Origin of the sequence: Microcoleus sp. A006_D1, assembly GCF_036702805.1 — a bacterium.
Taxonomy (GTDB): Bacteria; Cyanobacteriota; Cyanobacteriia; order Cyanobacteriales; family Microcoleaceae; genus Microcoleus.
The window spans coordinates 155,481-182,447 of sequence record NZ_JAUBVZ010000011.1 but is presented as its reverse complement, the minus strand read 5'-3'; the positions used below and the strand labels follow the sequence as shown (position 1 = coordinate 182,447).

The 26,967-nt window shown below is 47.3% G+C and carries 17 protein-coding genes and 1 pseudogene; 5 read left to right on the top strand and 13 right to left on the bottom strand.

Annotated elements, in window-relative coordinates; all coding sequences use genetic code 11:
• Nucleotides 1–34 precede the first annotated feature (34 nt).
• From QUB68_RS20295 to QUB68_RS20265, 7 genes and pseudogenes are all read right to left on the bottom strand, one after another.
• Complete coding sequence (locus tag QUB68_RS20295) at nucleotides 35–2,230, bottom strand: molybdopterin oxidoreductase family protein (RefSeq protein WP_332995818.1); 2,196 nt, start codon at nucleotides 2,228–2,230, stop codon at nucleotides 35–37.
• 375 nt (nucleotides 2,231–2,605) lie between these two features.
• Nucleotides 2,606–4,345, bottom strand: coding sequence for a nitrate ABC transporter ATP-binding protein (locus QUB68_RS20290; protein WP_332995817.1), 1,740 nt, complete (start codon nucleotides 4,343–4,345; stop codon nucleotides 2,606–2,608).
• Nucleotides 4,346–4,449: 104 nt separating this feature from the next.
• Complete coding sequence (locus tag QUB68_RS20285; RefSeq protein WP_332995816.1) at nucleotides 4,450–6,474, bottom strand: ABC transporter ATP-binding/substrate-binding protein; 2,025 nt, start codon at nucleotides 6,472–6,474, stop codon at nucleotides 4,450–4,452.
• Between the two features lie 184 nt (nucleotides 6,475–6,658).
• A complete protein-coding gene (gene ntrB / locus QUB68_RS20280) occupies nucleotides 6,659–7,528 on the bottom strand; it encodes a nitrate ABC transporter permease (RefSeq protein WP_332995815.1) in 870 nt (289 codons plus the stop codon).
• 202 nt (nucleotides 7,529–7,730) lie between these two features.
• Entirely contained in the window at nucleotides 7,731–9,059 is a 1,329-nt protein-coding gene (locus QUB68_RS20275) for a CmpA/NrtA family ABC transporter substrate-binding protein (protein WP_332995814.1), read from the bottom strand.
• A gap of 181 nt (nucleotides 9,060–9,240) precedes the next feature.
• The gene (locus QUB68_RS20270) at nucleotides 9,241–9,612 is read right to left on the bottom strand and encodes a 2Fe-2S iron-sulfur cluster-binding protein (protein WP_332995844.1); all 372 of its coding nucleotides are present in this window, start codon (nucleotides 9,610–9,612) and stop codon (nucleotides 9,241–9,243) included.
• A pseudogene (locus QUB68_RS20265) lies at nucleotides 9,586–11,115 on the bottom strand (ferredoxin--nitrite reductase); the annotation flags it as partial. The pseudogene QUB68_RS20265 and the gene QUB68_RS20270, both read right to left, overlap by 27 nt.
• Nucleotides 11,116–11,842: 727 nt before the next feature.
• Here QUB68_RS20265 and QUB68_RS20260 point away from each other — a divergent pair.
• Both QUB68_RS20260 and QUB68_RS20255 read left to right on the top strand, forming a co-directional pair.
• Nucleotides 11,843–12,058 (top strand): hypothetical protein, encoded by a 216-nt coding sequence (locus tag QUB68_RS20260; protein ID WP_332995813.1) that lies wholly within the window; start codon nucleotides 11,843–11,845, stop codon nucleotides 12,056–12,058.
• Nucleotides 12,059–12,485: 427 nt separating this feature from the next.
• On the top strand, nucleotides 12,486–13,382 hold the full coding sequence (locus tag QUB68_RS20255) for an XDD3 family exosortase-dependent surface protein (RefSeq protein WP_332995812.1): 897 nt from the start codon (nucleotides 12,486–12,488) through the stop codon (nucleotides 13,380–13,382).
• A 111-nt stretch (nucleotides 13,383–13,493) separates the two neighbouring features.
• Here QUB68_RS20255 and QUB68_RS20250 read toward each other — a convergent pair whose 3' ends face one another.
• Entirely contained in the window at nucleotides 13,494–16,148 is a 2,655-nt protein-coding gene (locus tag QUB68_RS20250; protein ID WP_332995811.1) for a C39 family peptidase, read from the bottom strand.
• Nucleotides 16,149–16,553: 405 nt separating this feature from the next.
• The gene (locus tag QUB68_RS20245) at nucleotides 16,554–16,994 is read right to left on the bottom strand and encodes a peroxiredoxin (protein ID WP_332995810.1); all 441 of its coding nucleotides are present in this window, start codon (nucleotides 16,992–16,994) and stop codon (nucleotides 16,554–16,556) included.
• A gap of 229 nt (nucleotides 16,995–17,223) precedes the next feature.
• On the opposite strand from QUB68_RS20245, the gene QUB68_RS20240 reads away from it, so the two are divergent.
• Entirely contained in the window at nucleotides 17,224–17,490 is a 267-nt protein-coding gene (locus QUB68_RS20240) for a hypothetical protein (RefSeq protein WP_332995809.1), read from the top strand.
• 390 nt (nucleotides 17,491–17,880) lie between these two features.
• Here QUB68_RS20240 and QUB68_RS20235 read toward each other — a convergent pair whose 3' ends face one another.
• Nucleotides 17,881–20,625 carry a class I SAM-dependent DNA methyltransferase gene (locus QUB68_RS20235; protein ID WP_332995806.1) on the bottom strand — a complete coding sequence of 915 codons (2,745 nt, stop codon included), beginning with the start codon at nucleotides 20,623–20,625 and terminating at the stop codon, nucleotides 17,881–17,883.
• Nucleotides 20,626–20,786: 161 nt separating this feature from the next.
• Here QUB68_RS20235 and QUB68_RS20230 point away from each other — a divergent pair, with 161 nt between their 5' ends.
• The gene (locus QUB68_RS20230) at nucleotides 20,787–21,197 is read left to right on the top strand and encodes an Npun_F0494 family protein (RefSeq protein WP_332995804.1); all 411 of its coding nucleotides are present in this window, start codon (nucleotides 20,787–20,789) and stop codon (nucleotides 21,195–21,197) included.
• Nucleotides 21,198–21,750: 553 nt separating this feature from the next.
• Nucleotides 21,751–25,338, top strand: coding sequence for an isoleucine--tRNA ligase (ileS, locus tag QUB68_RS20225; protein ID WP_332995802.1), 3,588 nt, complete (start codon nucleotides 21,751–21,753; stop codon nucleotides 25,336–25,338).
• Between the two features lie 117 nt (nucleotides 25,339–25,455).
• Here ileS and QUB68_RS20220 read toward each other — a convergent pair whose 3' ends face one another.
• The 3 genes from QUB68_RS20220 to QUB68_RS20210 are packed head-to-tail and all read right to left on the bottom strand — an operon-like array spanning nucleotide 25,456 to nucleotide 26,650.
• Nucleotides 25,456–25,749: a hypothetical protein gene (locus QUB68_RS20220; protein ID WP_332995800.1), complete on the bottom strand. Its 294-nt coding sequence runs from the start codon at nucleotides 25,747–25,749 to the stop codon at nucleotides 25,456–25,458.
• Between the two features lie 7 nt (nucleotides 25,750–25,756).
• The gene (locus tag QUB68_RS20215) at nucleotides 25,757–26,092 is read right to left on the bottom strand and encodes a XisI protein (protein ID WP_332995799.1); all 336 of its coding nucleotides are present in this window, start codon (nucleotides 26,090–26,092) and stop codon (nucleotides 25,757–25,759) included.
• Between the two features lie 48 nt (nucleotides 26,093–26,140).
• A complete protein-coding gene (locus QUB68_RS20210) occupies nucleotides 26,141–26,650 on the bottom strand; it encodes a dihydrofolate reductase family protein (protein ID WP_332995798.1) in 510 nt (169 codons plus the stop codon).
• Nucleotides 26,651–26,967 lie beyond the last annotated feature (317 nt).

Here is a 26,967-nt window from a genome sequence, read left to right as displayed (position 1 = left end):
TTTTTCTCTAAGATACCCAAGGAAAGACGGTAGCTCAATTCGGGACGGCGACGGTGGATTTTGCCCAATTAAATTCCTCAACTTCTGCGACAACTTCTGCTGGAGTTTCTGCTGGAGTTTCTGCGCCAACGAGTACCAACTGCACCGCACAAGCTTTTAACTCTGGCTGTTTGGAATCTGGACAGCTTGCAGCATGAGTCATGGCATTGGCTTCAGCCCCTTCGGCCCACAGAGAACCCCAGTGCATCGGTACAAATAGCGTACCAGGGGCGATCGCCTTGGTAACTTTGGCTGGAAACTGCCCCTTGCCGCGGCGCGATCGAACTTCCAGCAAATCCCCCTCCTTAATCTGCAATTTGGCAGCATCGCGGGGGTGAATTTCCAAAAACGGATCGGGGTACAATTGATTGATTTTTTCAGTTCTCCCAGTGCGCGTCATCGTGTGCCAGTGTCCGTAAACTCTGCCCGTCGTCAATACAAACGGATAGTCTGGATCTGGAGGTTCTGCCAGTCCCCGGGAGTGATAAGCCGAAAATCTCGCCCGCGCGTCGGGAGTGTGAAAACGCCTGTCAGTATACAGCCGTTTTGCTTCCTTCGCTGGATGCGGAGGCTGATTTTCGGGACACGGCCACTGCTGCGGGCCTTGGAGGCGCAAATACTCGTGGCTGAGGCCCGTGATGTCGCAAGGCCTGCCCCCTGTCAACTGCACGTACTCTTTATATACGTCAGCGCTGCTGTCGAAAGCAAAGTGTTCGGCAAAACCCAAGCGGCGGCCGACTTCTGCGAAAATCTTCCAGTCGTCGCGCGATTCCCCGGATGGTGGATCGAAACCGGGACAAAGCGTCACGCGGCGTTCGGAATTTGTCATCACTCCGGTTTTTTCGCTCCACTGGGTTGCCGGCAGCAAAATGTGGGCGTAGGCTGAGGTTTCCGTGGGATAGTAGGCTTCTTGATAAATCGTAAAGGGCGATCGCAGCAAAGCCGCCTTTGTGCGTTCCAAATCCGGCATACTCACCACCGGATTAGTGGCTGCAATCCACAGCAACTCGACATCGCCAGTTTCCAAACCCACAATCATATCCCAAGCACTGCGGCCCGGATTTGGGGAAATACTTCCCGGTGCGATTCCCCAAAACTCCTCGACTTGGGTTCTGTGTTCGGCATTTTTGACAAAGCGGTAGCCCGGGAGTAAGTGAGAGAGTCCTCCCGCTTCCCTGCCTCCCATGGCGTTGGGCTGGCCGGTCAGGGAAAACGGGCCGCATCCCGGTTTGCCGATTTGACCTGTCATCAAGTGCAAATTAATTAGCGATCGCACCTTTGCCGTGCCTTCGGAGGACTGGTTGATGCCCATCGACCACAGAGACAAAACCCGCTGCGACTGTTCCCAGTAGTTGGCCGCGGTTTCTAAGTCGCTGACAGTAATGCCACAGCGCGCGGCTACAAAATCCGGCGTGTAGCTGCTGATCACTTCAGCAAAAGCTGCAAAATTCGCCGTGCATTCTTGAATAAACTCAGGATCTATTGCCCGCCTGCGCAACAGCAAATATGCAATTCCGTTGAGCAAATCTATATCCGTGCCCGGTTTAATTGCTAAGTGCAAATCTGCGGCTTCAGCAGTCGGAGTCCGCCTCGGATCTACCACAACCATCTTGACATTGGGGTGCTTTTTGTGGTACTTTGCTAATCGGTTGAATACAATCGGATGGCATTCCGCTGTATTACTGCCGATAATAAAAGCGCAATCTGTTAATTCTAAATCGTCGTAACAGCAAGGCGGCCCGTCCGAACCAAAACTTTGAACGTATCCCGAAACTGCTGAAGACATACACAATCGAGAATTCGCATCAAAATTATTAGTTCCCAGACAACCTTTCATCAGTTTCTGAGCAATATAATAATCTTCTGTAGCGAATTGACCGGAACCGTAAATGCACATAGCATCGGGGCCGCTGGTGCAGCGAATTGTCTGGATGCGGTTAACAATGGCATCGAGAGCTTCGTCCCAGCTAGCGCGGCGGAACGGTTGGTCGAGAGTATCTCGCATCATCGGATACAGCAGCCGATCGCTCCGAATGGACTCTGCTACCGTTGCTCCCTTGATACAAACCATGCCCTGACTGGATGGGTGATTGCGATCGCCCCGGACTTTCCAAACTTGTTTTGTGTCTGGAATAACTTCGAGACCGCAACCTACACCGCAGTAAGGGCAAAGAGTTTTTATAGTTTCCATCTGGTGATTTTAGATGCTAATTTTGGAAAGCTAATGGGTAATTCGTAATTCGTCATTATAGTCGGAACTGAGGTCTCCGGCAAATAATGCATCAAAACTTACTAATTACCGCAAAAATGCTTCAGACAAGCGGAAAATACCCTGATTTTAAATTAACCGCTATCTCTTACTTAAACTCGCGATCGTTATCGATTGTAGCTAGCTGAGCGCTGCTTTTGAATCGCCCTCCAACAGACGGAATTCAGACCCAATTCTTGTCCCCCCAAGGGATTGGGGGGCTAGGAGGAATCTTTGCAGGAGTCAAGCAGCGGGCAGGTAATACTTTTGATCTGGTTGTTGATACCAATCTGAGATCACCGTGTTGGAGTATTTCAGCTACTTCGCTGTTTTGACTTCAAATACGCCGCCGTTGGCGGGGCTAAAAGTTACTTGGAATTCAGCCGTTTTTTGAGCGCCTGCTGTGGCACCGACAGGAGTTTGCAAAACTGGCAGAGGAGTTTCTTTGACGAAATCTTTAGCTGCTTTATTTGTGGGATCGAATTGTACGATATCGCCGTTTTGTTTCACTTTTACCCGATAAGTCAAACTTTCGGTAAATGTCGGAGTTGTTTTCCAATTTTGGTCAATTTGTGCATATAACTGCTGTCCGATCGCATCGAGTTCGGCTTTGTCAGAAATCCCTGAGGCTGCACTTGTCGCTGCTTTGGGCGCGGCGGCAGAACTTGCAGCAGCAATCGGTGCAGAACTTGCAGCAGCAATCGGTGCAGGACTTGCAGCAGCAATCGGTGCAGAACTTGCAGCGATGGGTGCAGGACTTGCAGCGATGGGTGCAGAACTTGCAGCGATGGGTGCAGGACTTGCAGCAGCAATCGGTGCAGGACTTGCAGCGATGGGTGCAGAACTTGCAGCGATGGGTGCAGGGCTAGCAGCAATCGGTGCAGGGCTGGGCGCAGAACTCATAACAGCCGTCGCAGCCGGCGCCTGCGGTGCAGTTTCTGCTAGCTTGGCTTGCTTGAGTTGGCTGGAAATAGCAGATGTATTGACTGCTGCTAAAGTCGCCATTGCTACCAACCACGAAACTGCCAGAATGGCGCCTTTGATCGGCGAGGCTTCTACGGGTTGTGCAGCGTGAGGTACAAAGGATACTGGTGGCATGGGCTTGTCAGTAGCCCCAGGCTTTTTGCTAGCTGGTAATGGCAGGACGACGGGTGCTGTCTCCGACTCCGTGCTTTGATCTTCTTCGTGGTGGGCGTAGCGAGAGAACAGGAACTCTAAAGCAAAGTTCCGCAGTTCGTAGTATTTAGGGTCTTCCATAATCCGCGTGCGGTTGCGGGGACGGCTGAAGGGAATCTGCATATCTTCGCCGATGGAAGCCGCCGGGCCGTTGGTCATCATCACGATGCGATCGGCTAAAAACAAAGCTTCATCAATATCGTGAGTAATCATTACGATCGTAATTTTGTACTCGCGCCAGATTTTCAGCAATTCTTCCTGCAACTCTTCCCGCGTAATCGGGTCTAGAGCTCCGAAGGGTTCGTCCAAAATCAATAGTTTGGGGCGAGTTGCCAGGGCGCGGGCGATCGCAACTCTTTGTTTCATCCCCCCGGACAATTGGCCTGGTCTTTTGTTACAAGCTTCGGTGAGCCCCACTAATTCCAAGTGATCCTGGACGATCTTATTATGTTCGTCTGCGGACTTGTCGGCGTAAACAGTTTCAACGCCGAGGTGGATGTTTTCAGTAGCACTCAGCCACGGTAGCAGCGAGTAGTTTTGAAACACCACCATGCGATCGGGGCCCGGTTCAGTAATCCGCGCACCTGCGAGAGCAACTTCTCCGGTTGTCGGCCCGTTGAATCCGGCGATCATGTTGAGCAAAGTTGATTTGCCGCAGCCGGAGTGACCGATCAAACAAATAAATTCGCCTTCATTAATCGTCAGGTTTACACCGTCTAGAATCACGAAAGGTTTTTCGGGTTCTTTCAGGTTTGGGTAAACTTTCGATACATCTTTAATAGTCAAAAAGCCTGGTTTTTCGGTCTGAATCTTGGTTGCCTGGGGCGTTTTTATAGTTTGCATATTTTCAGGATTGGGTTTGGGGTTTGGGGGATTAGACATGAGAAATTAGAAATGATAATTTTGAATTATGGTATTAGGAAGTGGGAAATGTGGAGTAGTGCTTCCTGATTTATTGCTCCTCATTCCCTCTTCCTATTTGCTGGTTATGCAAGCGTTTTGATAGAACACTGACTGCCTATTTGTTCAATTAAGATTTCTTCAATGCGGACTGCGCGCTTGATTTTGACGTTCTGAAGATAGGCGATCGGGTCGTCGGCATTAAAGACTGTGCCGTCAAATAGCTCGATCTTCCGGCGAGCTCTAGCGATATCAGGCAAACCCAACTCGCGCACTGCTTGACCGAAGACATCGGGCCGCAAAACTCGATCGACCACTTCCACCCAGTTTTTCGGGAACGGAATCAGTCCCCAGCGGGCCATTTGCGCCATCACCCACACCATTTCTAGACGGTCTGGACAATTGGTTTGCTCGACATAGAACTGGTTGAAATTGTAGAGCATTTCGGGTTGTGCCTCCGTACCGGAGTTGTACGGGTCGAGGAACCCCGGACGGATGTTTTTAGGATCGGCACCGATATATTGTTCTTGGCAAATCAATCCTAGGACTTCTTCGCGGTTGCGGCGGTCGTCGCAGTATTCGCAGGCTTCCAAAAGCGCTTTGACGAGGGCGAGGTGGGTTTGAGGATATTTTTGAGCCCAATCTTCAGTAACGCCGAGAACTTTTTCGATGTGTCCGGGCAGAATATCGAGGGAACGGGCCATGACAAAACCCGTACCGTCGTTAACTGCGTGGGAGTTCCAGGGGTCGCCGCAGCAGTAGCCGTCAATGTTGCCTGCTTTTAAATTTGATACCATCTGCGGGGGCGGAATCATGGTCAAAGCCACATCTATGTCGGGATCAATGCCGCCGGCGGCCAGCCAGTAGCGGAACAGCAGATTGTGCATGGAGGCTGAGTGTACCATGCCCAAGGTATTTACCGTGTCGGGGGTGTTGGCGATCGCAGCTTTGAAATCCTTTAATGTCCGAATGCCTTTGTCGTACAGGTGTTTGCTGAAGATAATCGAATTGCCGTTGCGGGACAGCGTTAAGGCGCTGTTGACGGGAACAGGAGCTTCGCCGTCGAGGCCCAACAGCATGGCGATCGGCATTCCTGCGACCATTTGCGCCGCGTCCAGCCGTCCTTGGGCGATGCCTTTGGCAATTTCTTTCCAACTCGGTTCGCGACTGAGGGTGACTTCTTCTAAGCCGTGGGCTTTAAAGAATCCTTTTTCTTTGGCTACGACTAAGGGCGCGCAGTCGGTGAGGGGAATAAAGCCGATGTCGAGGTTGACTTTTTCCAGGCCGTTGCGGGCGATGACAGGCGGTTGTTGTTTTGCCCGGCGCTGTTTCACCCGTTTTTGCTGGTTGAGGAAGTAAACCATTTCGTTACGCAGCGCGTAGTAACTCGGATGGTTGACAACTTCCATGCGCTTGCGGGGGCGGGGAATATTCACTTCGAGAATTTGTCCGATTTGCGCTTCTGGGCCGTTGGTGAGCATGACAATGCGATCGCTCAACAACAAAGCTTCATCCACGTCGTGAGTTACCATCACGCTGGTGACTTTGCTTTCTTCGCAAATGTTCATCAACTGGTCTTGCAAACCGCCGCGAGTTAAAGCATCGAGGGCGCCGAAGGGTTCGTCTAGCAGCAGCAATTTCGGGCGAATTGCTAGGGCGCGGGCGATCGCAACTCGTTGTTTCATCCCCCCAGAAATTTCGCCCGGACGTTTGTTGGCTGCTGCTCCGAGCCCCACCAATTTAATGTGGTATTCGATTACCAACTCGCGGTCTTCTTGAGAGTTACCGCTGTAAATTTCATCGACTGCTAGAGCAATATTTTCGCGGACTGTCAGCCAAGGTAGCAACGAGTAATTTTGAAACACCACCATTCTGTCCGGGCCTGGTTCGCGAACTTCGCGCCCTTCTAGAGTAATCCCGCCCTGACTTGCTGTATCGAGTCCGGCGATGATATTTAGCAGTGTAGATTTGCCGCAGCCAGAGTGTCCGATTAAGGTGATGAATTCTCCCTTTTTAATTTTAAGTTCGATATTTTTGAGAGCGATGTATTGCTCGCCATTTGGCAAGTTAAATACGCGATCAACGTGGTCTACTTCAATAAGTATTGACATGGCTATTTTAGGTTAGTTTGTATTTTGTAGATGCTGAATTATTCTTTTTTTGTTAGTCGTTATTTGTTACTGGTTATTCGTTACTGGTTATTCGTTACTGGTTATTCGTTATTTATTGGCTCTAGCAACCACTCACGAATAACGAGTAACAAATAACAAATAACAAATAACCAACAACCAAATCCTATTTTTGTTCTTCAGGAACAACTTTGGAAGCGATGAAACCAACGAGTCTGTCTAACATCAAACCGACGATTCCTACATAAAGCACTGCCAGAATCACCGCGCTGAGTCGAGAACTGTTGTAAGAATCCCAGATGAAGAAGCCGATACCAACACCACCGGTTAACATTTCCGCAGCTACAATCGCCAGCCAAGACAAACCGATACCAATTCTCAAGCCTGTGAAGATGTAAGGAACCGAAGACGGTAGCAAGATTTTCCAGAAGTATTTTTGGTTTGGGAGGCGCAAGACGCGGGCAACGTTTCTGTAATCTTGGGGTATTTGTTGAACGCCTACTGTGGTGTTAATCAGAATCGGCCAAATTGCTGTCATCAAGATTACAAAAAGCGCTGAAACTTCGTTAGCTTTCATCCCCAAGCCTTCAAAGGGATTGAACTGTTGAAATACTGCTAGGGCGATCGGTAGCCAAGCCAGGGGCGGGATTGTCCTGAATACTTGAAACAGCGGGTCTAAAGCATCGAACATTAAAGAGTTTGTACCGATTAATATTCCTAAACCAATGCCGAGAACTGCTGCTAGAGTAAAGCCGATCGCCACCCGCTGCAAGCTGGCAGCCAATTGCCAAAATAAGCCTTTGTCGGCGCCGCCGTTGTCGAAGAACGGATTGACAATCAGATTCCAGCTTTCTTGGACAACTTTAATCGGGCCTGGCAAGGCGGACTTATCCCCGTGGCAGAGAATTTGCCAAACTACGAGCAGAGCTGCGATCGCAACTAGCGGGCGGAGAATTTTTTTGCTATTCTTGTGAAAATAATCCACAATGAAATTTGCTGGATTTTTACTTTTAGAAACAGAGAGGTTGGTTGCCATTTGTCTATTTACAGTGAGGAATTAGCAGTGAATGGATAATTGCTTATAGAAGATGCTCTGATTAGAAAATTGAAATTTTGGAACAATTTGCTATTTTCTAGGCTGGTTGTAAATCCACAATTCCCAGCCCTTAAGCCTAAATCGATTTACGGGCTAATGGTTAATTTCAAGGTGTTAACCATTAGCACAGTTTATTGTCGGATTAGGCTTTTTTGATTGCCAAACCCTTCAGATATTCTTCGGGTTTTTCTGGGTCAAACTTCACGCCGTCAAAGAAGGTTTCGACACCGCGAGAAGTGGTAGCTGGAATTTGGGCTGCGGGAACGCCAAGTGCTGTCGCTGCTGCTTTCCAAATATCTTCGCGGTTAACTTTATCAACCGTGGCTTTGATGTCGGTAGTTGCAGGCATATAACCCCAGCGAATATTTTCTGCGATGAACCAAGCATCGTGACTCTTATAGGGATAAGACGCATTGTCAGCCCAGAATTTCATGGCTAGGGGACTGGCGGCTTCAACGCGGCCGGTACCGTAGTCAATTTGACCTTTAGAGCGATCGATAATATCTGCGACGGGTACTTTTAACCACTTATCTTGAGAGATGATTGTGCACATCTCGTCTTTATTTTCTGGCTTGTCGCACCACTGCTGGGCTTCCAGTACGGCCATGGTAATTGCTTTAGTAGCTTTAGGATTTTTCGCAACCCAATCTGCTCTTAAAGTTAAGGCTTTTTCTGGGTGGTCTTTCCAGAGTTCTCCGGTTACTAAAGCGGTGTATCCTACTTTTTGAGTAACGAGCTGGGCATTCCAAGGTTCGCCGACGCAGAAGGCTTCCATGCTGCCGGATTTCATGTTAGCTACCATTTGGGGCGGCGGTACGGGAATCACGGAAACATCTGTATCTGGATTGATGCCGCCGGCTGCTAACCAATAGCGCATCCACAAATCGTGGGTGCCGCCGGGAAAGGTAATCGCAACTTTCTGATTGGCAAGGGCTGCTTTGAGAGCTTTGCTGTCTGTACCTACTTTTAAGTCTGCGTATTTTTTGCTGAGAGAAATAGCCTGACCGTTAGTATTTAACCGGGCGACAATGTTCATCGGCACTGGTTGATTGCCTTTGGTAATTGTGCCTAAGGTCATTTGGTAAGGCATGGGGGACAAGATGTGAGCTCCGTCAATGCCGCCTTTGTCGGAACCGAGTTCTAAGTTGTCGCGAGTAACTGGCCAAGATGCTTGTTTGGTAACTTGTACGTCTTTCATGCCGTACTTGGCGAAGTAACCTTTTTCTTGGGCGATGATTAGGGGTGCTGAGTCGGTGAGGGCGATGAATCCGAGTTTGGCTGCGGTAACTTCGGGGGCGTCGGCGGGGTTGACGTTGACTGCTGGGGCGGCGCTGGGTGTGGCGCCACCGGCTGCTGGGGTGGGGCTGCCAGTAGAAGTGCTAGAACCGGAACTGCAACCGTGGGCTAGGAGTGTGCCGGCTGCTGTTGCTCCGACGGTGATGATGAATTTTCTTCTAGAAAGGTTGCTCATTTGTCTTGAATTGTTGGTGTACTTTGAGATAGTCGAAGTGTGAGATGCCAGATGTGAGATTGCTTCACGACCTTCGGAATGACAGAATTTCGATCGCGATGACAGAATATCATTCACGATGACAGAATTATGTTCGCAATGACATAATTCTGTTTGCCGTGCAGCATCTCACTGTGTGAGATTAGGCGTCTATCGACACTTTGCCGATCGCCCGCGCGCTACAAGCTAAGATGAACCCTGGTGCTAAGTCGCTCAGCGCGTCAAGTTCGCCGTCGTAGGCGACATTACCTTCTATGAGTTGCTGTTGGCAAGTGCCACAACTTCCCGATCGACAATTGCTGTCAAGTTCGATTCCGGCTCGTTCGGCAACGTCGAGAATGAACTCATCTTCGCTGCAAGCAACTGTTTTGCCCGATCGAGCGAAAATGACAGTAGATGTCTGAGGTTTCGCCGCGACTGCCGTTTCGTCCCTGTCAACCGTCAGTTGCAGTTGCCTGTTAAGGGCAGCTACATCCCCGGGAGATTGATTGGGAACAGCCCCAAACTTATCCACTAACAGTTGGTGCAGCAGCGGTTTCAGGTCTTCGCAAGGAATGCTTTTTTGGACGCAAGTACCCAAATGAGCATCTTTGCCAACTGTCCCTCCCATGTAGATGTCCACACCTTCGAGGGTTTTGCCGTTCTTGCGAACCTTTGTGCCCATCAAACCGATGTCGGCTACTTGGGGTTGAGCGCAGGAATTGGGGCAACCCGTCCAGTGAATTCTGACCGGTTTGGGAACGGACAGTTCGGCTTCCAGTTCCCGAATCATTGCCACGGCGCGGGTTTTGGTTTCAATGAGGGCGAAGTTGCAAAAATTCGCGCCTGTGCAGGAAACTAAGGCTCGCGTCAGGGGTGCGGGGTCGATCGAGAAACGCTGCAACAGCGGTTCTTTGAGCAGCGACTCAATCCGCGATTCGGGAACGTTAGGAATAATCGCGTTTTCTTCGACAGTGAGCCTGATCTCGCCGCTGCCGTAAACCTCGGCGATTCTGGCCAAATCGAACAAATCCGATGCTTGCAGCCGTCCGACGGGAACGTGCAACCCTACATACTTTAGCCCTGCTTGTTTTTGGTCGTAGATGCCGATGTGGTCGCGTTTGTCCCAGATGATTTCATCTTTGAGGGCGGCGGGTAGCAAAGTGCGGCCTACTTCTTGTTCGACGGCGGCGCGGAATTGTTCGATGCCGAGTTCGTCAATCAGCCACATCAAGCGCGATTTTTGGCGGTTTGCTCTCGGGCCGCGATCGCGAAATACAGTTAAAATGGCTCTGCACAAATCCACAACGTCGCTGGGACTAGCCCAGACGTTGAGGGGAATTGCAGCTTCGCAGCGTTTGGCGGAGAAGAAACCGCCGACTAAAACGTTAAAGCCGATGTTGCCATCTTGGTAAGCGGGTACGAAGGCGATGTCGTTGATTTCGGCGTGGACTGAGTTGTCGCGGCAACCTGCGATCGCAATATTAAACTTTCTCGGTAAATTGGAAAACTCGGGGTTGCCTTCGCCGCTGTTGGTAATCATGTCTTGGACTTGGTTCGCCAATTCCCACGTATCTATCAGTTCGTCCGCGTCCAAGCCGGAGACAGGGGAACCAGTGATATTACGCACGTTATCCATCCCAGACTGAACGCTGGTCATCCCCGCTTCTTTGAGGCGGCGGAAGATGTCGGGCACGTCTTCGATGCGAATTCCGCGCAGTTGCAGGTTTTGTCTGGTGGTGATGTCGGCGCTGCCGTCGGAGCCGTAGCGCTGGACGATTTCTGCTAGGGTTCTAGTTTGATTGCTGGTAATGACGCCGTTGGGCAACCGCAGCCGCATCATGAATTTGCCCGGAGTTACTGGCCGAAAGAAGATCCCGAGCCATTTGAGGCGGTGCTCGCGGTCTGTTTCGTCCATTGCTTCCCAGCCGATTTCGGCGAAGTGGTCGAGTTCGGCTTTTAATGCTAAGCCATCTTTTTCGGCTTTGAGTTTTTCAAATTTGTTCTGGCTGGCTTTGGGTTCTACTGTTTGGGTCATTGGTTTACCCTCGCTGCTGGCTTGTTCGGGGGAGGTATTGACTTGGAGCATAAAGTGTGTTTCCTGCTAAGCTTAGTGAGTGTAGGGATTTAAAACTGTATATTTAGTTACTTGATGGAATTTCTTTTAAGCATGGTTGGTCTTCTGTATACTTGAGCTTTTGTGGGCGCTGCCTCGAATGCCGCCAAACTATGTATGGTTATAGTTGCTACCGATGGTTCGATCGCTGCGTTTCGATGCACCTTTGTTATGAACTAATGTAAAGGGCAACACAGTAAATATTCGTAGCTATTTTTACAAAATATTGAGTTTTATGAATTTGTTGCATCGAGTCGATGCGTTTTATACATCTGTCATGGGGCATGGGGCATGGGGCATGGGGCATCGGGAATAGGGAATAGGGCATGGGGCATGGGGCATGGGGCCGAAGAGCATTTTTGACTATTGACTGTTAACTGCTGACTAAGGACTAAGGACAACTGACAACTGACTTCCATCCGTTACATCCGTTACATCCGTTACATAATCCGTTGCCGAACTTTTTTTTGCTGCTATAAAATTATTTTTGTGACGGCGATCGCAGACTTAAAACGCAACTCGTCACATACTTAGAGCGGCCGCTGTCACACAGTTTGGCTCAAAACATCACGTTCTCTGCTATGCCAGCGTCACTCTTGATTTTTGGAGAACGAGAGATGATAGTAGTATCGAATTCAGGGAACGTCTCATGTTTTTTATTCAACTTATCCCCGGCGCTATTTCCGAAATACTTGCCTCTGTTACCGATACGGGCAGTTTGACTTTAGCCGATCGCTACGGTTTGATGGCTGCTGTTTTGGACGACTCTCTCGACGAGCAAGACAGACATTCGCTCAACCGCCTGCTACGCTCCGTGCTCAAGGGAAAAGTCAAGATAGTCAACGACCTGTCGGCGATGTGTTAAGAGCATTGAAAGATTTGATGGATTTGTGCAGCGCTTCAAGTGCACAAACTACCGCCTGAGTTAGAATGAACTCGCGATGCCTGCTGTGATATATTGCAGGAACTTGCTTGACTATTCTAAAAATGTGCGTAGGCGACAGCCGAGGCGTTAGCCATCGATCCTCGCCGTCTAAACTTTTTGTGATTCTCCAATTATTTAGTTTTGCCAGATTATTTCACTTCGCTTTACCGCGAATTAATCTTACTTTACTATTTATTTACCGATTAGTTGTTGTTTTTTACCGATCTAGTTGATATTACGCGATCGCCTCACAAAAACTTTACCAAAACTTTAAGAAAATCTGCCGGAATTTATGATTAACTAAAAATCAAAGAGAGTCGAAAGATCGCACTTAATAATTTAACACTCATTCATCAGGGAGCTTTTTATGAATTCCATTACTAAAAATAGCATTCACTGGACTTGCTCAGCGGCTGTTTTCTGTGCAATTATCGCACTACACCCACAACAGGCTACAGCAGCAACGCTATCTAACGGCTGGAATTATGCGATCGACTCCTTCAACGACGGCGTGACAGGGCCCCAAGTCGGCGGCGGCGCATTTGAATTTTACGGCATCGCCGTCAAAGAAACATCAGATACAGCTTTCGTCGCCATCAACTCCAATCTAACTTTAGCAGGATATGCCGACAGCGCCGCTGCTAAAGGTAACATCAACTACGGCGATTTGTTCTTCAATTTTTCCGGTCAAAACTTCAACACAGCTAACGCAAATCGCAGCTTATTTGCCGTTCGTTTTGCCGACGGAAATGACTCAGGCGTGGCGACAACAGGTGTTTACAGCAATGTTACCGCTAAAAACGTCACCCAAACTAACTCCGGCTTCGTCAATTTAAATCAATTCAACACCTACGTTGCATCTCACGGTGGCACCCCATCAATGGGCGATTTAGCTGCCACTGACCCCTATTTTCAACAAACAGGAAACTGGACAGTTCTCAACTCAATTGCTGCGGGAACAAAAGTAGCAGACATCAATTCTTTAACGCCAGCAACTTTGAGCGCCCTCGGTCTAAATTTCGCTCAGTTTAATGCAGTAGGTTCTCAAACAATAGGATTCAGTTTCAATAAATCCTCAATGCCTTCTGGGAACTATATTGCTAACTTTTTTGCCGAATGCGCTAACGATGCGATCGCCATTAAAGCCTCGTTTCAGAATGCAGAAGCTGTACCCGAACCTTCTACTTGGTTCGGTACTTTAGTAGGATTGAGCTTTTTAGGTATGGGTGCGGCGAAACGCAAAATGAAGAGCAAGATTGCTTGAGGCGATTGCAGCATTCTGAGGAACGGGCTCTTCGGCCCATTCCGCAAAAACTAAATCTTCTAGTGGAACTAGCCGAAGAGCCAGTTCCTAAAAACCGCGCACCTAAAAACCTTATCGCGACATGAAATGCGCCCAAACATTACCATCTGGGCCCGCAACTTGATTGATGTAGCCGTAGGGATACATCAACTTTCTGCCCTCAGTATCGCTGTAACCGGTGAGTGCATCTCCCCAAGGATCTTGCACGATATAACCGTCAGAATTGTAACCAATTAAAGTGATAATGTGACCGGCCGCCGTAAAATCTCCCGCTAAAACTACGGGCCGCCGATTCAACAATTGCGATCGCACATCCGCCCATTTGCGAGTCGTACTAAAACTCGTCTTAAACCCGTAAGCTTGAATCAGCGCCGAAAGCACATTGTGATCGGTTTGAGAACCAACGCCTGCATCGTCGAAACACCACTGCAACAACTCATCTTCCAACTGTCCGCCCCACTTAGAACGAACGCCGTAATAATACAACACCATGGCGATCGCAGTTACGTTGCAAGTAGACCAGTCAAAACGCGGATTGTCCCGCTGCGAAAAATACGGCACGTTCAATTCCACATTGTTCGGAACCGGATCGAAAATTTTATCTCCGCGCTTGAACTGAATAAAACTCGGAAAAACATAACCTGTATTGCCAAAATTCGGCACTTCTTCAGTTAGAGAAACTTTCAGGTGATTTTGTTCCAAACCGTAGCTTTCCACGCCGTAAACTCGACCTAAAGGCAGTGTAGTCCTCTCCGTAGCGGTTAGCTTGGCAGCCTCTACCGGGCGTTTTTTGAACACAGTTGGTTGCAGCATGGTCATCGTCAAAGCATCAGGGTCAAAGGGAACTTCTTTGCCGTTTTTCTTGATTTGCACGTGCTGCCAATAGATAAATCCAACATTGCCGAAACCGGGAATAGATTCGGCGAGAGTTACTCGGAAATGCCCCAAAATGCACGCATAACCAGTGATGGTGTAGGTGCTGCCTAAAATTATCTCAGCAACTTGATTCGCAGGCAGTTTCGATGAATCTACTGTTTGACCTTTAATTTGAGTTGTTTGAGTGACCAACAGTTGAGCGCTGACATTGCTGTTGGGTACGTCAGCAAGGTCAAATTTCAGGACTTTTGTACCTTTGGCCAACTGAACGTCTGGTTCGTAAAAATAGCCAAAAGTGCCGATCGGCGAAATTGCTGAATCCAGCACCACCTTGAGATGGCCGTCAATAAATCCGTACTTGCTAACCGCCAAAGTCATACCTGCTTTGACAACAACTTTTTGCTGGTTGTCGAGGCGGGAAGAATCAACAGGGGCTACCTTAAACAAAGTGTCAGAAACTATCTTTAAGCTCAAACCTTTTCCAACAGTCAGCGGATCGGAACTTACGGTAATGTAAATTATTTGGCTGCCAGTAACGTTGCCTTTGGTGTCAGTTGCCCGCAACCTCAGCCAGCGAGCTCCAGCTATCTTAAATCCCTGCGGCAAATTCACTTGCCAAGTGCCGGCAGTTTGATTGAGAGTTACGTTTAGCGGAAATTTATCCTCAGCTATTACCTCAACTTTTGCTGCTTCTTGCTTGTCAAAAGTACCCCCAAGGACGATCGCCTGATTGACCAAAACTTCCGTCGGCCCTTGATAAGTTAAATTTGGGGCAGGGTTAAAAGATTTGCCACCGCGACTGAATTGTACGAAATCGGGATAAACGAAACCCGTGTTCCCAAAGGGTGGCAAATTTTCAGTCAGCGAGACTTTAACGTGACCTTGTTCTATAGAGAATCCAGAAACTCCGTAAATCATTCCCGCCGGCAAATTAATTTTTTCTTGCGGTTGCAGGCTTGCAGCCGCCGCCGGCCGCTTTTTAAACGCAGTAGTTTTGACAACAGTCATGGTAACTGCATTTCTGTCAAACGAAATTCCCTTGCCGTCTTGCAAAATTTGGACGTGTTGCGAGTACAGAAATCCCGAATTTCCGAAGTTAGGAATCGGGCTACTGAGGGTGACTCGAAAATGATTTTCTACGCAAGCATAGCCGAGAATATTGAAAGTTTCTCCCTGGTTAAATCGGACTTTCTGATTTTGTCCTAAAGTAGCAGAATCTGCGGGGTTGCGCTTTAACCAGGTTTTTTTATTTACCCACAGAAACTGCATTCCAGGTGCTGGGTTCGGTAGTTGAGTGCGATCGAAGATCAGGATTTTTGCACCTTTCGTGACGACTACGTGCTTTTCGTAAAAAAAGCCGGACTTTCCCACAGGAGAAATTGGATTATTTAGTTGAACTTGCAGGTGTCCATCTTCTAACTCGTAGTCGGTAATTTGATAAGTTGTTCCTGCTGGTATGTCCGCTTTTTGGGTATCATTAAGATTGCTAGTCGGCACTGTTCCGGCTTTGAATCTGGTAAATTGGAGAGTAATTAACGTGAAAGATTGATCGGGTGTGTTAGCAGCAGGATTAACTTTGACGTTAATTGTTTGTTCGCCGATAACTTTCCCACTCTTATCAGTTGCTTTCACCTGCACTGTGCGAATTCCGGCCCTATCGAATCCTTTCTCTAAACTGATATTCCAAATGCCGGTAGATAAATTTATCCCGGTCTTCAGGGCATTTGAGCCTTCTGCTGCTGAGATTGCCGCCACTTGATTTTTGTCAAAACTGCCAACTAAGACAGCAGCTCGATTAGCCTCAATTTCTTGTGGGCCTAAGTAACTCAAAATAGTGTTGTTGCTGGTCATTCTTTATCTGCCTATCTACTTAATTATTCAGCTACAGTAAGGATAACTTCTCATTTTATCAAACACAATGACTCGATCCCGGACAAAATCGCCCCGAGACTGAATCTAGGGGCGGTTAAGGCATTTTAAAGCATGAATTTTTAATGGTTGGCGGGATTATTCCAGAAATCTGACGCTCCAGGTACTTATGGCGCACCTGGCGCGAATATACGGCTGCTTGAGAGGATTTGTGGTGCAAGTTTTGAGGAAACAAATTTAGTTCGAGCCGGCTATTGCCCCCTGTACCTTTGACCCCTCACTTACTCGGTCAGGACTTACGAAAAAACCCGGTTTCTACGACAATATTGCCTGTAGCAACGAGACATCTCGGAAGAAACCGGGTTTTTACTCACTTGCTGAGCGCGGCTAAACTATGGTGACGAGAATATCTTGAGCGTGAGAGTCAACTTTCAGATTTTCTCCTTCATAAACCTGAATAATTTTGCCAGTACCGTCGATGACAAAAGTAACGCGCTTGGCATAATCACCTTTCTCCACATCGTAAGCTTTGGTAATCGCGCCATCAACATCTGCTAATAGCTGGAAAGGCAAACCGTACTTCTCTGTAAACTTTTGATGCGATTCTTCGTTGTCGCGGCTGACACCGAGAACTACTATATCTTTGCCCTTGTATTCTTCATGAGCTGCTTTGAAGCTTTGGGCTTGTCTGGTGCAGCCGGGGGTGTCATCTTTGGGGTAGAAATACAAGATTACGGTTTTACCGGCGAATTCGGAGAGGGAGACGGTTTTGCCGTTCGTGTCTTTGGCGGTAAATTGAGGCGCAGCGCACCCTACTGGTAATGTCATAGTTTTGTTGACCTTGCGATGGATAAAGATATTTTAGTTGATTTTGGGCTGATGTTGTCAATTTCTTAAATGCGAGATTCGGGATTGAGTGCCCGAAAGGGATAATTCGCACTCTGCAATAGTTCGACAGCGTGATTTTGTGCCTTGACTTGCGGGCGATCGTGTGTTAGATTGTGGGCGTGTAATCCAATTTTCCTGACGCTATTAAACTTGATAAACTAAGTAAAATATGATAAACTTTTACACTATTATTATCAGAAATAGTGCCAATAATTGGGTGGCATTGTGTTTGGAAAATGGATTGGTGGGACAAGGAAACACTCCCGAACAATCTATTGATAAACTCAAACAGGCGATCGAGTCATTTTCCGAAGTATATGAAGCTGAATCAGATATTTATGTCAGTCCTCTTGCTATTAATGAATTGCACGAGTTTCTTACTTTAGAAGATGCGGAAGCTTCAGACACTTATGAACTAAGAAAAGTTTATGCCTAAAAATCTCCCATCTTTAAAACCTAAAGCATTAATTAAAATTTAATAAAAAAATGGATGTCAATTTTACCGAGAGGGTAAAGGCGATCATTGTTTGTATATGCGTGAACTTGAAGGTCAAAAAAGGGTTGTTCCGATTGATATAGGTGCTGGGGAAATGTCACCAGCTTATGTGTTGCGGATTTTCAGGCAATTTGGGTTTACAGATTCAGAAATTGAGGGGATGATTAATTAAGTCAGTTAATTTTAATATTAATAGGACTTACGAAAAGAAACCCGGTTTCTACGATAAATCTTGGGTTTGGCAGCGAGTAATTCACGCAGAAACCGGGTTTATAGCCCCGGTGCAAGTCGTATTTTACTACTCCGGCATTCTTACGCACCTATAATGAATTAACTAGCATTTTTCACAACAGACAAACCGGGAGATACAACTGGTAATCCCTGCGCTTCTCGCTGTGCTACCTCAAAATTTAACTCTAGCAAAAACTGCAATGGATCATCGTTGGCTTTGATGCCGTAGGCTTGGCGAACCAGTTGATCTAGTTGGGCGTGGAGTTTGGCAAGTTGGCTGGCGGGTTCGGCAAAAAATTGGTTGTATAGTTGGGTAATTCCCCACTGTTTGCGCTCCATTTGCTCGGTGCGGTAATCATGGAGGGCTTGCATGGCGGCGCGAATTTGGGTTTTGGTTTTTTCTGGGCAGTTTTGGGGGAAAGGGAAGGTTTCAAAACAGGTGTTGTGCGTGTAGCGTGTATCGGCTTTAAGGGTTGAGCTTTGCGCTTTTACCCATTGGCGATGCAGATTTGAAGTTAGGATTCCCAGAACGTAGAAGTCATCAGAGGCAACAACATTAGCACCATCACCAGGCAGCCAATCTGGAATAGCAAGAATAAAGATTGACCATTTCGATACCCTGGGAACAACGAAACAAAAGGGTAAAGTTGCTAAAGCTTTTCGCATTCCTGGACGTTTTTCACCATATTTCCACCAATTTAACTTTGTTGTCTCTCTTCTGTTCTGATCTCGTTCTGGCTTTACATGAGTTTTGACATGGTTAAAAGGCAGTTCATATTCACTGGCATCTTCTAAACTCATGTCATTAAAATCAATAATCCAACGCTTCGGCTGACCATTTGCATTCTGTGCTAAGTCTTGCCCCTGAATAAAGAGTTTGAGAACTTCTTGATTTTTGGGATCGGCTTTAATCCATTGGTTGACCTGGATTTCTGTAAGCATAAAACCTTTTCCACTAGGCTGTAAACCTTTAAAGCAGTAGTTTATATTAGCTTGTAAGCATTTGGCTTGGGTAACATCAATTTCTGCTTTGAGGGAAGAGTTGATATTTGAGACAATTTTGTGATCTATTCGGTAGGTTAATTCTTTAGTATCAGAGGTTTTTAGCCAATTGATAATACTGATGTGTACTTTCGCTTCACCTGACCAAGGTTGTGTAGAAATTGCATCATAAATGTGTCCGCCATTTTTGGTAATATAATCTAAAGCAGCTTTACGACTTTGACCTTGAGAGATGGTGTTTGTGCCTACTAAACCAGCGCGGCAATTTTCTCCCAAATGGTTATGGGTAAGGCGAAACCAGTAGGTACAAAGATCTACTTGACCTTCTACTTCAGGAAATTTAGCAAAAATACGATCGACATATTCATCATTAAGCGTTAGTCGCAGACGATGACCACCCAAAAATGGAGGATTACCGACGATCGCATTAACGGGTTCCCAATCGCAAAACAGAGCATCATCAAAGCGGATATTGCGATCGAGGTTATCGAGGGGTAAAGCGCGATCGAGTTCCAGTGCTAGGTTCATTTGTGCCGTCTGTAGCAAGTGGTTTTCTTCATCTAAAGCTAACTTTTTGGCAAGCATCAGCGTCACTTTTGCCAATTCCACTGCAAACGGTTTGATGTCAATGCCGTAAAACTGGCTAGTCTTCACAAGCGACATCGTACCAATGGCATTACCAGCACGAGAGAAATTCTCATGAATTTTGGTTAGCAACTGTGCCTCTAACCGCTTCACTTCTCGATAAGCAACATAGAGAAAATTACCGCTACCACAGGCGGGATCTAGCACTTTGAAATCGAGCAATTCCAGCCGCAGTGCCAGCAAATCCTTTAGCGTATTCGCCGCTTCGATGCGCTCTCGCCAAGGGCGAATAATCGTAGGCAAAACCACTTTTTGAATATCCACCTCGCTAGTGTAGTGAGCGCCCAAAGCATGACGTTCTGCTTTGCCCATGCTCGATTCAAATAATGTGCCAAAAATCGCAGGTTCCACTTTTGACCACCGTTCCGCTGCCGCTGCCAACAGCAAGTCAATTTCAATTCTGGTTAGATGTATGGGTTCAATAGTTGAAAATATGCCACCATTAAAATAGGATACATCTCGGTAGCGGCTATCCTTGGGAGCAGGGCGATTGCTTCCCATCTGCCGAAATAATCCCCCTATTAAATCATAGGAACTTTCTCGATTTGTCTGGCAAACTTCTAATAATTCCGTGAATAAACCTCTAGGCAATAGATCGATATCTTCAGCAAACAAGGCTACAACACACTGAAGGATAAACCTTTGAGCGGTTTCTACTTTTTCGCCGCGCTCTACTAAGCGATTGAAAACTTGAGCAACTTTGTCAGCAGCCGTTCTTGTGACATCAATTTGGTTATTATTAAATAAAGGCTGGCGATTTTCGGGAAAGAGAAAGTTGAGGGCAGTGAAGCGATCGGGTAACTCTTCTAGTTTAATGCGATCGACTGGTTCCCGAAGCTGAAGATCGAAGTCGTAAACCCAAAACTCATCAAAATTGCAGAGAACTACATATTTAGGACGTTGTGGTACCAGTTCCAGCCAATATTCAAAGGCTTGTTGATAGTGTTTTTCCAGCTTTTCGCCACGCTTTTTCATTTCCAACAATAACCGGGGCCGCCACAATAAATCAGCAAACTTTGTGGTTTTGCCTTTCGCTTTCACCCGATATTCTAGTTCTGCTCCGGCTTCCTTGTAGCCTGCATGACCGAAGGCCTGAAACAGGCGATCGCAAAATACCTGAGCTTCCCCTTTTTCGTCTCCCTTCAAAGTACGCGCGTAATCAACAAATTTCTTAATATTATTCAGTGTATCGGTCATAATAAGTGTAAAATTAGTATTGATTGGATTGATATCTCTTAGTGTCCGCTGATTTGAGTAGCCGTTGCCAGGGATACAGGAAGCGATCGCCAGCTTTAAATGTCAATTGTTGTTTATATCTGTAACAATCAAAAATATACTACCTATTCACAGGCAAATCAATGACTTTTATCCCATCCGAAGCGTTTAAATCAATTAGTTATCCCAGCCGCACGGTAAAAAGAGCCGATCGCGCGATCCGGTGTGCCCCATTTCAATTACACTTCTTCCAGACCATCCGCGATAACAGCGTTTTCCTAAGTGCGATCGCCTCCAATGCGGGTGTCGAAAGCGGTTACACGCGATCGCCCGTATCCGAACTCGCAGCCGAAAATTCCCTGCTGTGGCTGATTCAAGTCGGCGTGTTGCGGCGCGAAGTAGACGGACAAGGAATCACCGATAGTTTTCGCCTCACGCCGCTGGGCCGCCAACTTGTGGAAAAATGGGAACAGGAAGGACAGGGAGTGCCGAATGCTTCGTTGTGCGATCGCCTGGGAAATACCGTTAGCCGCGGGTTGGGACTATTTCTATGAGCTTTTCTCACTGCCACAGTCTGATAGATAGTCCGAGAGTCCGACAGGGAATGAATTCCCTGTCTCATAGCGAAAGTCCTCTGAAAGAGGACTATTGAATTGAGAATTTACAGTCGTCTTCAGACGACTTCAGCTTTGAGGCAGGGGTTTGAACCCTTGCCGGATCGTCGGATCGGTCAAATGTTCAGTGGGCTGACTGAGTAGCCGTAACCTGGATTTATGAATGATTTTTTAACCACAGAGGCCGCAGAGGGCGCAGAGTTAGAGAAGAGAGTGTATCTTACGGATTTGCTTTGAGCGAATGTGCGATCGATCGCCTATACTGGAATATCTGGTTGTCAGCTCTTCAAGGACGAGAGAGGACTGAAGTCCTCACTACAAACTAATTTATGATTATTTAACCTGACTTGATAAGTGAGTCCACCTAACTAAACTTAAGATATCGAGGGCTAAAAAACTTGCTGTATAAGCATTCTTTCTTCCTTCTTCTTTCTTCCTTCTTCGTTCTTCCTTCCTTCTACTAACAACTAAGTACAAAAAACGTTTCTCAAAAATGGAAGCTAAATCTTACAAAGACACGGTAAATTTGCCCAAGACCAAGTTTGATATGCGCGCCAACGCCGTCAAACGTGAACCAGAATTGCAACAATTTTGGGCAGATCAAGAAATCTACGATCGCCTTTCCCACGATAACCCAGGCGATTTGTTCATCCTCCACGATGGCCCGCCCTACGCCAACGGACAACTCCACATCGGCCACGCCCTCAACAAAATCCTTAAAGATTTTATCAACCGCTACCAAATGCTGCGCGGTAAAAAAGTTCGCTACGTGCCCGGTTGGGATTGTCACGGATTGCCGATCGAACTTAAGGTATTGCAAAACATGAAATCGGAGGAGAGATTAAATCTTACTCCGATCGAACTCCGCCGCAAAGCCGCCGCCTTCGCCGAGGAAACAATGGCGCAGCAACGCACATCTTTTCAGCGCTACGGCGTTTGGGGCGACTGGGAACATCCGTATTTAACTCTGAAACCCGAATACGAAGCGGCTCAAATCGGCGTTTTCGGTGAAATGGTGCTCAAAGGCTACATCTTCCGTGGCTTCAAACCAGTGCACTGGAGTCCGAGCTCGAAAACTGCCCTCGCCGAAGCTGAATTGGAATATCCCGAAGGCCACGTCTCGCGCAGCATCTACGTGGGCTTTCATGTCAGAAAGTTGTCAAAAGCTTTGCAGACGAAGCTCAAGCGCTATATGCCGAGCCTCTGGGCGGCGATTTGGACGACTACCCCCTGGACGATTCCGGCAAACTTGGCGATCGCAGTCAATCCCGAACTGATGTATGCAGTGGTGGAACCGCCGGCAAATTCTAACATCGCACAACAATTTATCTTAGTTGCTGTCGATGCGGTCGATCGACTGTCGGCAACTTTGAACACGGAATTAAAAATACTTGCCACCTTCAAAGGTAAAGAATTAGAAGGCTGCATCTACAAACATCCGTTGTTCGATCGTGAAAGCCCGATCGTTGCCGGCGGCGACTACATTACCGCTGACTCAGGAACCGGATTGGTGCACACCGCGCCGGGCCACGGACAAGAAGATTTTATCGTTGGGAAACGCTGCGGTTTACCAGTTTTAACACCCGTTGATGAAAACGGAAATTTCACCGCCGAAGCTGGAGTCTTCGCAGGTTTAAATGTCCTCGGAAACGGCAATAGCGCAGTCATTGATGCCCTTGCCGAAGCAAATTGTTTGATTAAAGAGGAAGCTTATCCTCACTCCTATCCTTACGATTGGCGCACTAAAAAGCCGACCATTTTTCGGGCGACGGAACAGTGGTTTGCGTCGGTAGCCGGGTTCCGAGATGAAGCGTTAAAGGCGATCGCAAATGTGAATTGGATTCCCGCCCAAGGGGAAAATCGGATCACGGCAATGGTTAGCGATCGATCGGATTGGTGTATTTCCCGTCAACGGACTTGGGGCGTGCCGATTCCTGTGTTTTATGACGAAGAAACGAACGAACCGCTGTTGAATGCGGAGACAATCGCCCACGTGCAAGCTATCTTTGCAGACAAAGGTTCGGATGCTTGGTGGGAAATGTCGATCGCCGAATTGCTACCGGAATCATACCGCAATAACGGCCGCACTTACCGCAAGGGAACAGACACGATGGATGTGTGGTTTGACTCCGGTTCTTCCTGGGCTGCGGTGGCTAAAGGGCGATCGGAATTAAACTATCCTGCTGATATCTATTTGGAAGGTTCAGACCAACATCGCGGCTGGTTTCAATCGAGCTTGCTTACCAGTGTAGCAACTAACGGCGTTGCTCCTTACAAAACAGTTTTGACTCACGGTTTTGTGCTCGATGAAAACGGCCGCAAGATGAGCAAATCTGAAGGCAATGTCGTCGATCCGGCGTTAGTAATTAAGGAATATGGAGCCGATGTTTTGCGGTTGTGGGTGTCTTCGGTAGACTATTCCGCCGACGTGCCTTTGGGCAAAAACATTCTCAAACAGCAGTCGGATGTTTATCGCAAGATTCGCAATACAGCTAAGTTTTTGTTGGGGAATTTGCACGATTTCGATCCAGCAAAAGATGCCGTTGCTTACGAGGATTTGCCGGAACTTGATCGCTATATGCTGCACAGAATGGGCGAAGTTTTTGCGGAAGTTCAAGATGCTTTTGAAAGCTTCCAATTTTCGCGATTCTTCCAAACTGTGCAGAATTTCTGCACAGTTGATTTGTCGAGTTTTTACTTGGATATTGCCAAGGATCGACTTTATATCAGCGGCACAGATGCGCGCCGCCGTCGCAGTTGTCAGACGGTGATTGCGATCGCAGTCGAGAATTTGGCACGGGCGATCGCACCTGTGTTGTGTCACATGGCTGAGGATATTTGGCAGTATCTTCCCTATCCAACTCCCTACAAATCAGTGTTTGAGGCTGGTTGGGTTCAACTTGATGCGAAATGGCATAATCCTGAATTGGCTGCGCGCTGGCAGTATTTGCGGCAAGTACGCGGGGAAGTTAATAAGGTTTTGGAACAGGCGAGGACTGAAAAGGCGATCGGTTCTTCTTTGGAAGCTAAGGTTTTATTGTATGTTCCTGATGTCGCGAAAAGAGAGCAATTGCAAGCTTTGAATCCTAGCAGCGAAGGATTGATGGATTATGTGCGATCGCAAAATGCAGTCATCGAGTTAGCCGCAGAGGAGAAAGCAAAAGCAGTACAAGATAAACAGGAAGCACAAGCAGCAAGTGTTGCAAAAGTCTTGACTGTCAAGACAATTGATGCTGCTGTGGAAACTGTCGAAAAAGGGAATCAGCCTTCTGAGGTAGTCGAGTATGCGGCGATTGCTGAACCGTCGGCTTCAGAATGGCAGGAATTGTTAGATGAAAGCGCCCAGTTTTTGACTGATTTGCCTGAGTATATGGGTAATTTCTTCACAGAATACCAAAAGGCGATCGTCACACTTGGGCTGTTAGGTTCTGTGTTGCTGACTGGTAGAATAACGATCGCAGTTTTGGATACGATTAATCAGGTTCCGATGTTGGGTGAACTGTTTGAAGTGATCGGTTTCCTATTCACGCTGTGGTTTGTTTTCCGTAACTTATTGTTTGCCGAAAACCGTCAAGAAATTGCCGAACAAGTTGAGTTGCTGAGGTTAGATGTGGCTGGAAATGATGCGGCGATTGTGTTCCCGGAAAAACAGCCGATTGTAATAGAAGTGCCCGAAAAGGTGCTTGTAGAGTTACAGCCGATCGCACAAATGGCCACAGCAGCCGCCGAAATGGCTATTGTGAAAGCGCCTGAAATGCCGAAAGCGAAGTCAATTGCACTGGATAAACAGTCGGAAATTCTGGCTAACATCACTTTGATGCCTGATTCTGCGAAGGCTAGCAACGCCGTAGACGAACTGCGGTACTTATTTATCACATCAGAAGTCGAACTGGTTGAATCGAACGTGGTGATTGCAGGATTGCCCTACAGTTACGAATCTCCAGAGTTAGCGATTGGTGTTGTTAAGGTTGGCGGCCATAAGTGCGATCGATGCTGGAACTATTCTACTCATGTCGGAGAGTCGATCGAGCATCCGCTAATTTGCGAACGCTGCGTCTCAGCAGTTGACGGCAAATTCTAACCGCCCTCTTCAACCCGCGGAGGCGGGTTTCGTTTGTGTAGACGCGGTTTCAACCGCCGTCTCCAACCGCCGCCTCCAACTCTTGTGGGATGGGCTTTGAGCAGCGTCCCAAATATGCTATTTCTTGAAAAAACGGCAGACAATTTCACCAGGGTTGTTTTGTCCAAACGCCAAAAAAGTGCCATCTTGCTTAACTAAAGTGCGATCGCGACAATTGTAGACTTCAAGAGGTTGTTTGACTCCATCAACACCCAGAATTACCCTGTATTCCCAATAATTTTTTGCACTGCGTTTGATATCGACAATGCAAATCTCGTGCCCTCGATCATTGCGGCAGACAGAAGCCTCAGCCGGAAGCGCGACGCAGCAAAAAGATATTAATAGCAACAAGTAGCAAACATATTTCATCATAGGCGATCTATTCTACTGCATAACCAGTATACTTTCGCATAAACGGCGGCTGAAATCCCCACACAATATCCTCCTTGGGAACTCCGGCTATTACTAAATCTTCAGCAATATCATCTTCAGTCGCATTCCATTGCAGCCAAATTTTCCCGCCCTTGATATCAATGTGAATGCTACAGTGATGCACCCTAGTCTGTTTGTCCCAGCCCACATAGAAGATTTGGTAATGATCTCGTTCTGTATCAATAATTGTCTCGACTTCAATGTCTCCGTGGGCAGGTTTGCGATTGCCGTACTCCCTTAACATTTGCTGCACAATTTGCCGATATTTGATTAATTTTTCCATTCTACAATTACCTCAATTGCTGTAGCGACTTAACAACAGAGCGCGCCCTCAAGCCGCCACATCATAGGATAGCTGAACCATACCCGAACTGTAAGTCTGACATCCAGTTAGCTGCAAAGCTGTAGTGTTGGGATTAGCAAATAAAGGAATTCCCTCGCCCAAAATCAGCGGATGCACCGAGAGAATTAGCTCGTTTACAAGATTTTTGTTCAGGAAATCGCGAATTAGCAGAGAGCCTCCCACTAACCAAATATTTTTGCCCTCAATCAAGCGCAAATCATTGACAAAACTCTCTAATTGTGTTACCACTTCCACATCAGAAGTTGCTGCGAAATTTAGATTTTTGGTAAAAACATAACTTTTTTTTTCTTGGTAGGGATACTCGCCAAAAGTTAGAACTTGTTCGTAGGTTTTGCGACCCATGAGGACTGTATCGATACTATCTAAGAATTTAGTATAGCCGTAATTTTGGTCTGTATACAGCCAGTCAATCTCGCCATTCGATCGCGCGATATAACCGTCTAAACTAGATGCAATGAAGAGTACAACTTTACGCATGGCAATACCGGGATTTTGGCTGTGGGGGCGATCGCCCGATCTACCTTAATTTTAAATCATATCATGTCCGAAGACAACGCGGGCAATAAGTGCGATCGCAGTAATTGACCGGAGAGAAGTACCCATCGAGGCCAAGAAACCGGATTTCTACGAGTCCTTGGTTGGGTGAGGAGAAATACAGAGAGAAACCCGGTTTCTGAGATTTTCGCATGGGGCTAAGAAACCGAGGTTTACGCATCGAGGCCAAGAAACCGGGTTTCTACGAGTCTTTGGTTGGGTGACGAGAAATATAGAGAGAAACCCGGTTTCTGAGATTT

Bases quoted from the DNA above. Each gene is read 5' to 3' on its own strand.
- QUB68_RS20295 (WP_332995818.1), bottom strand. From the start codon at position 2,230: ATGGAAACTATAAAAACTCTTTGCCCTTACTGCGGTGTAGGTTGCGGT.
- QUB68_RS20290 (WP_332995817.1), bottom strand. From the start codon at position 4,345: ATGTCTAATCCCCCAAACCCCAAACCCAATCCTGAAAATATGCAAACT.
- QUB68_RS20285 (WP_332995816.1), bottom strand. From the start codon at position 6,474: ATGTCAATACTTATTGAAGTAGACCACGTTGATCGCGTATTTAACTTG.
- ntrB (WP_332995815.1), bottom strand. From the start codon at position 7,528: ATGGCAACCAACCTCTCTGTTTCTAAAAGTAAAAATCCAGCAAATTTC.
- QUB68_RS20275 (WP_332995814.1), bottom strand. From the start codon at position 9,059: ATGAGCAACCTTTCTAGAAGAAAATTCATCATCACCGTCGGAGCAACA.
- QUB68_RS20260 (WP_332995813.1), top strand. From the start codon at position 11,843: ATGTTTTTTATTCAACTTATCCCCGGCGCTATTTCCGAAATACTTGCC.
- QUB68_RS20255 (WP_332995812.1), top strand. From the start codon at position 12,486: ATGAATTCCATTACTAAAAATAGCATTCACTGGACTTGCTCAGCGGCT.
- QUB68_RS20250 (WP_332995811.1), bottom strand. From the start codon at position 16,148: ATGACCAGCAACAACACTATTTTGAGTTACTTAGGCCCACAAGAAATT.
- QUB68_RS20245 (WP_332995810.1), bottom strand. From the start codon at position 16,994: ATGACATTACCAGTAGGGTGCGCTGCGCCTCAATTTACCGCCAAAGAC.
- QUB68_RS20240 (WP_332995809.1), top strand. From the start codon at position 17,224: ATGATAAACTTTTACACTATTATTATCAGAAATAGTGCCAATAATTGG.
- QUB68_RS20235 (WP_332995806.1), bottom strand. From the start codon at position 20,625: ATGACCGATACACTGAATAATATTAAGAAATTTGTTGATTACGCGCGT.
- QUB68_RS20230 (WP_332995804.1), top strand. From the start codon at position 20,787: ATGACTTTTATCCCATCCGAAGCGTTTAAATCAATTAGTTATCCCAGC.
- ileS (WP_332995802.1), top strand. From the start codon at position 21,751: ATGGAAGCTAAATCTTACAAAGACACGGTAAATTTGCCCAAGACCAAG.
- QUB68_RS20220 (WP_332995800.1), bottom strand. From the start codon at position 25,749: ATGATGAAATATGTTTGCTACTTGTTGCTATTAATATCTTTTTGCTGC.
- QUB68_RS20215 (WP_332995799.1), bottom strand. From the start codon at position 26,092: ATGGAAAAATTAATCAAATATCGGCAAATTGTGCAGCAAATGTTAAGG.
- QUB68_RS20210 (WP_332995798.1), bottom strand. From the start codon at position 26,650: ATGCGTAAAGTTGTACTCTTCATTGCATCTAGTTTAGACGGTTATATC.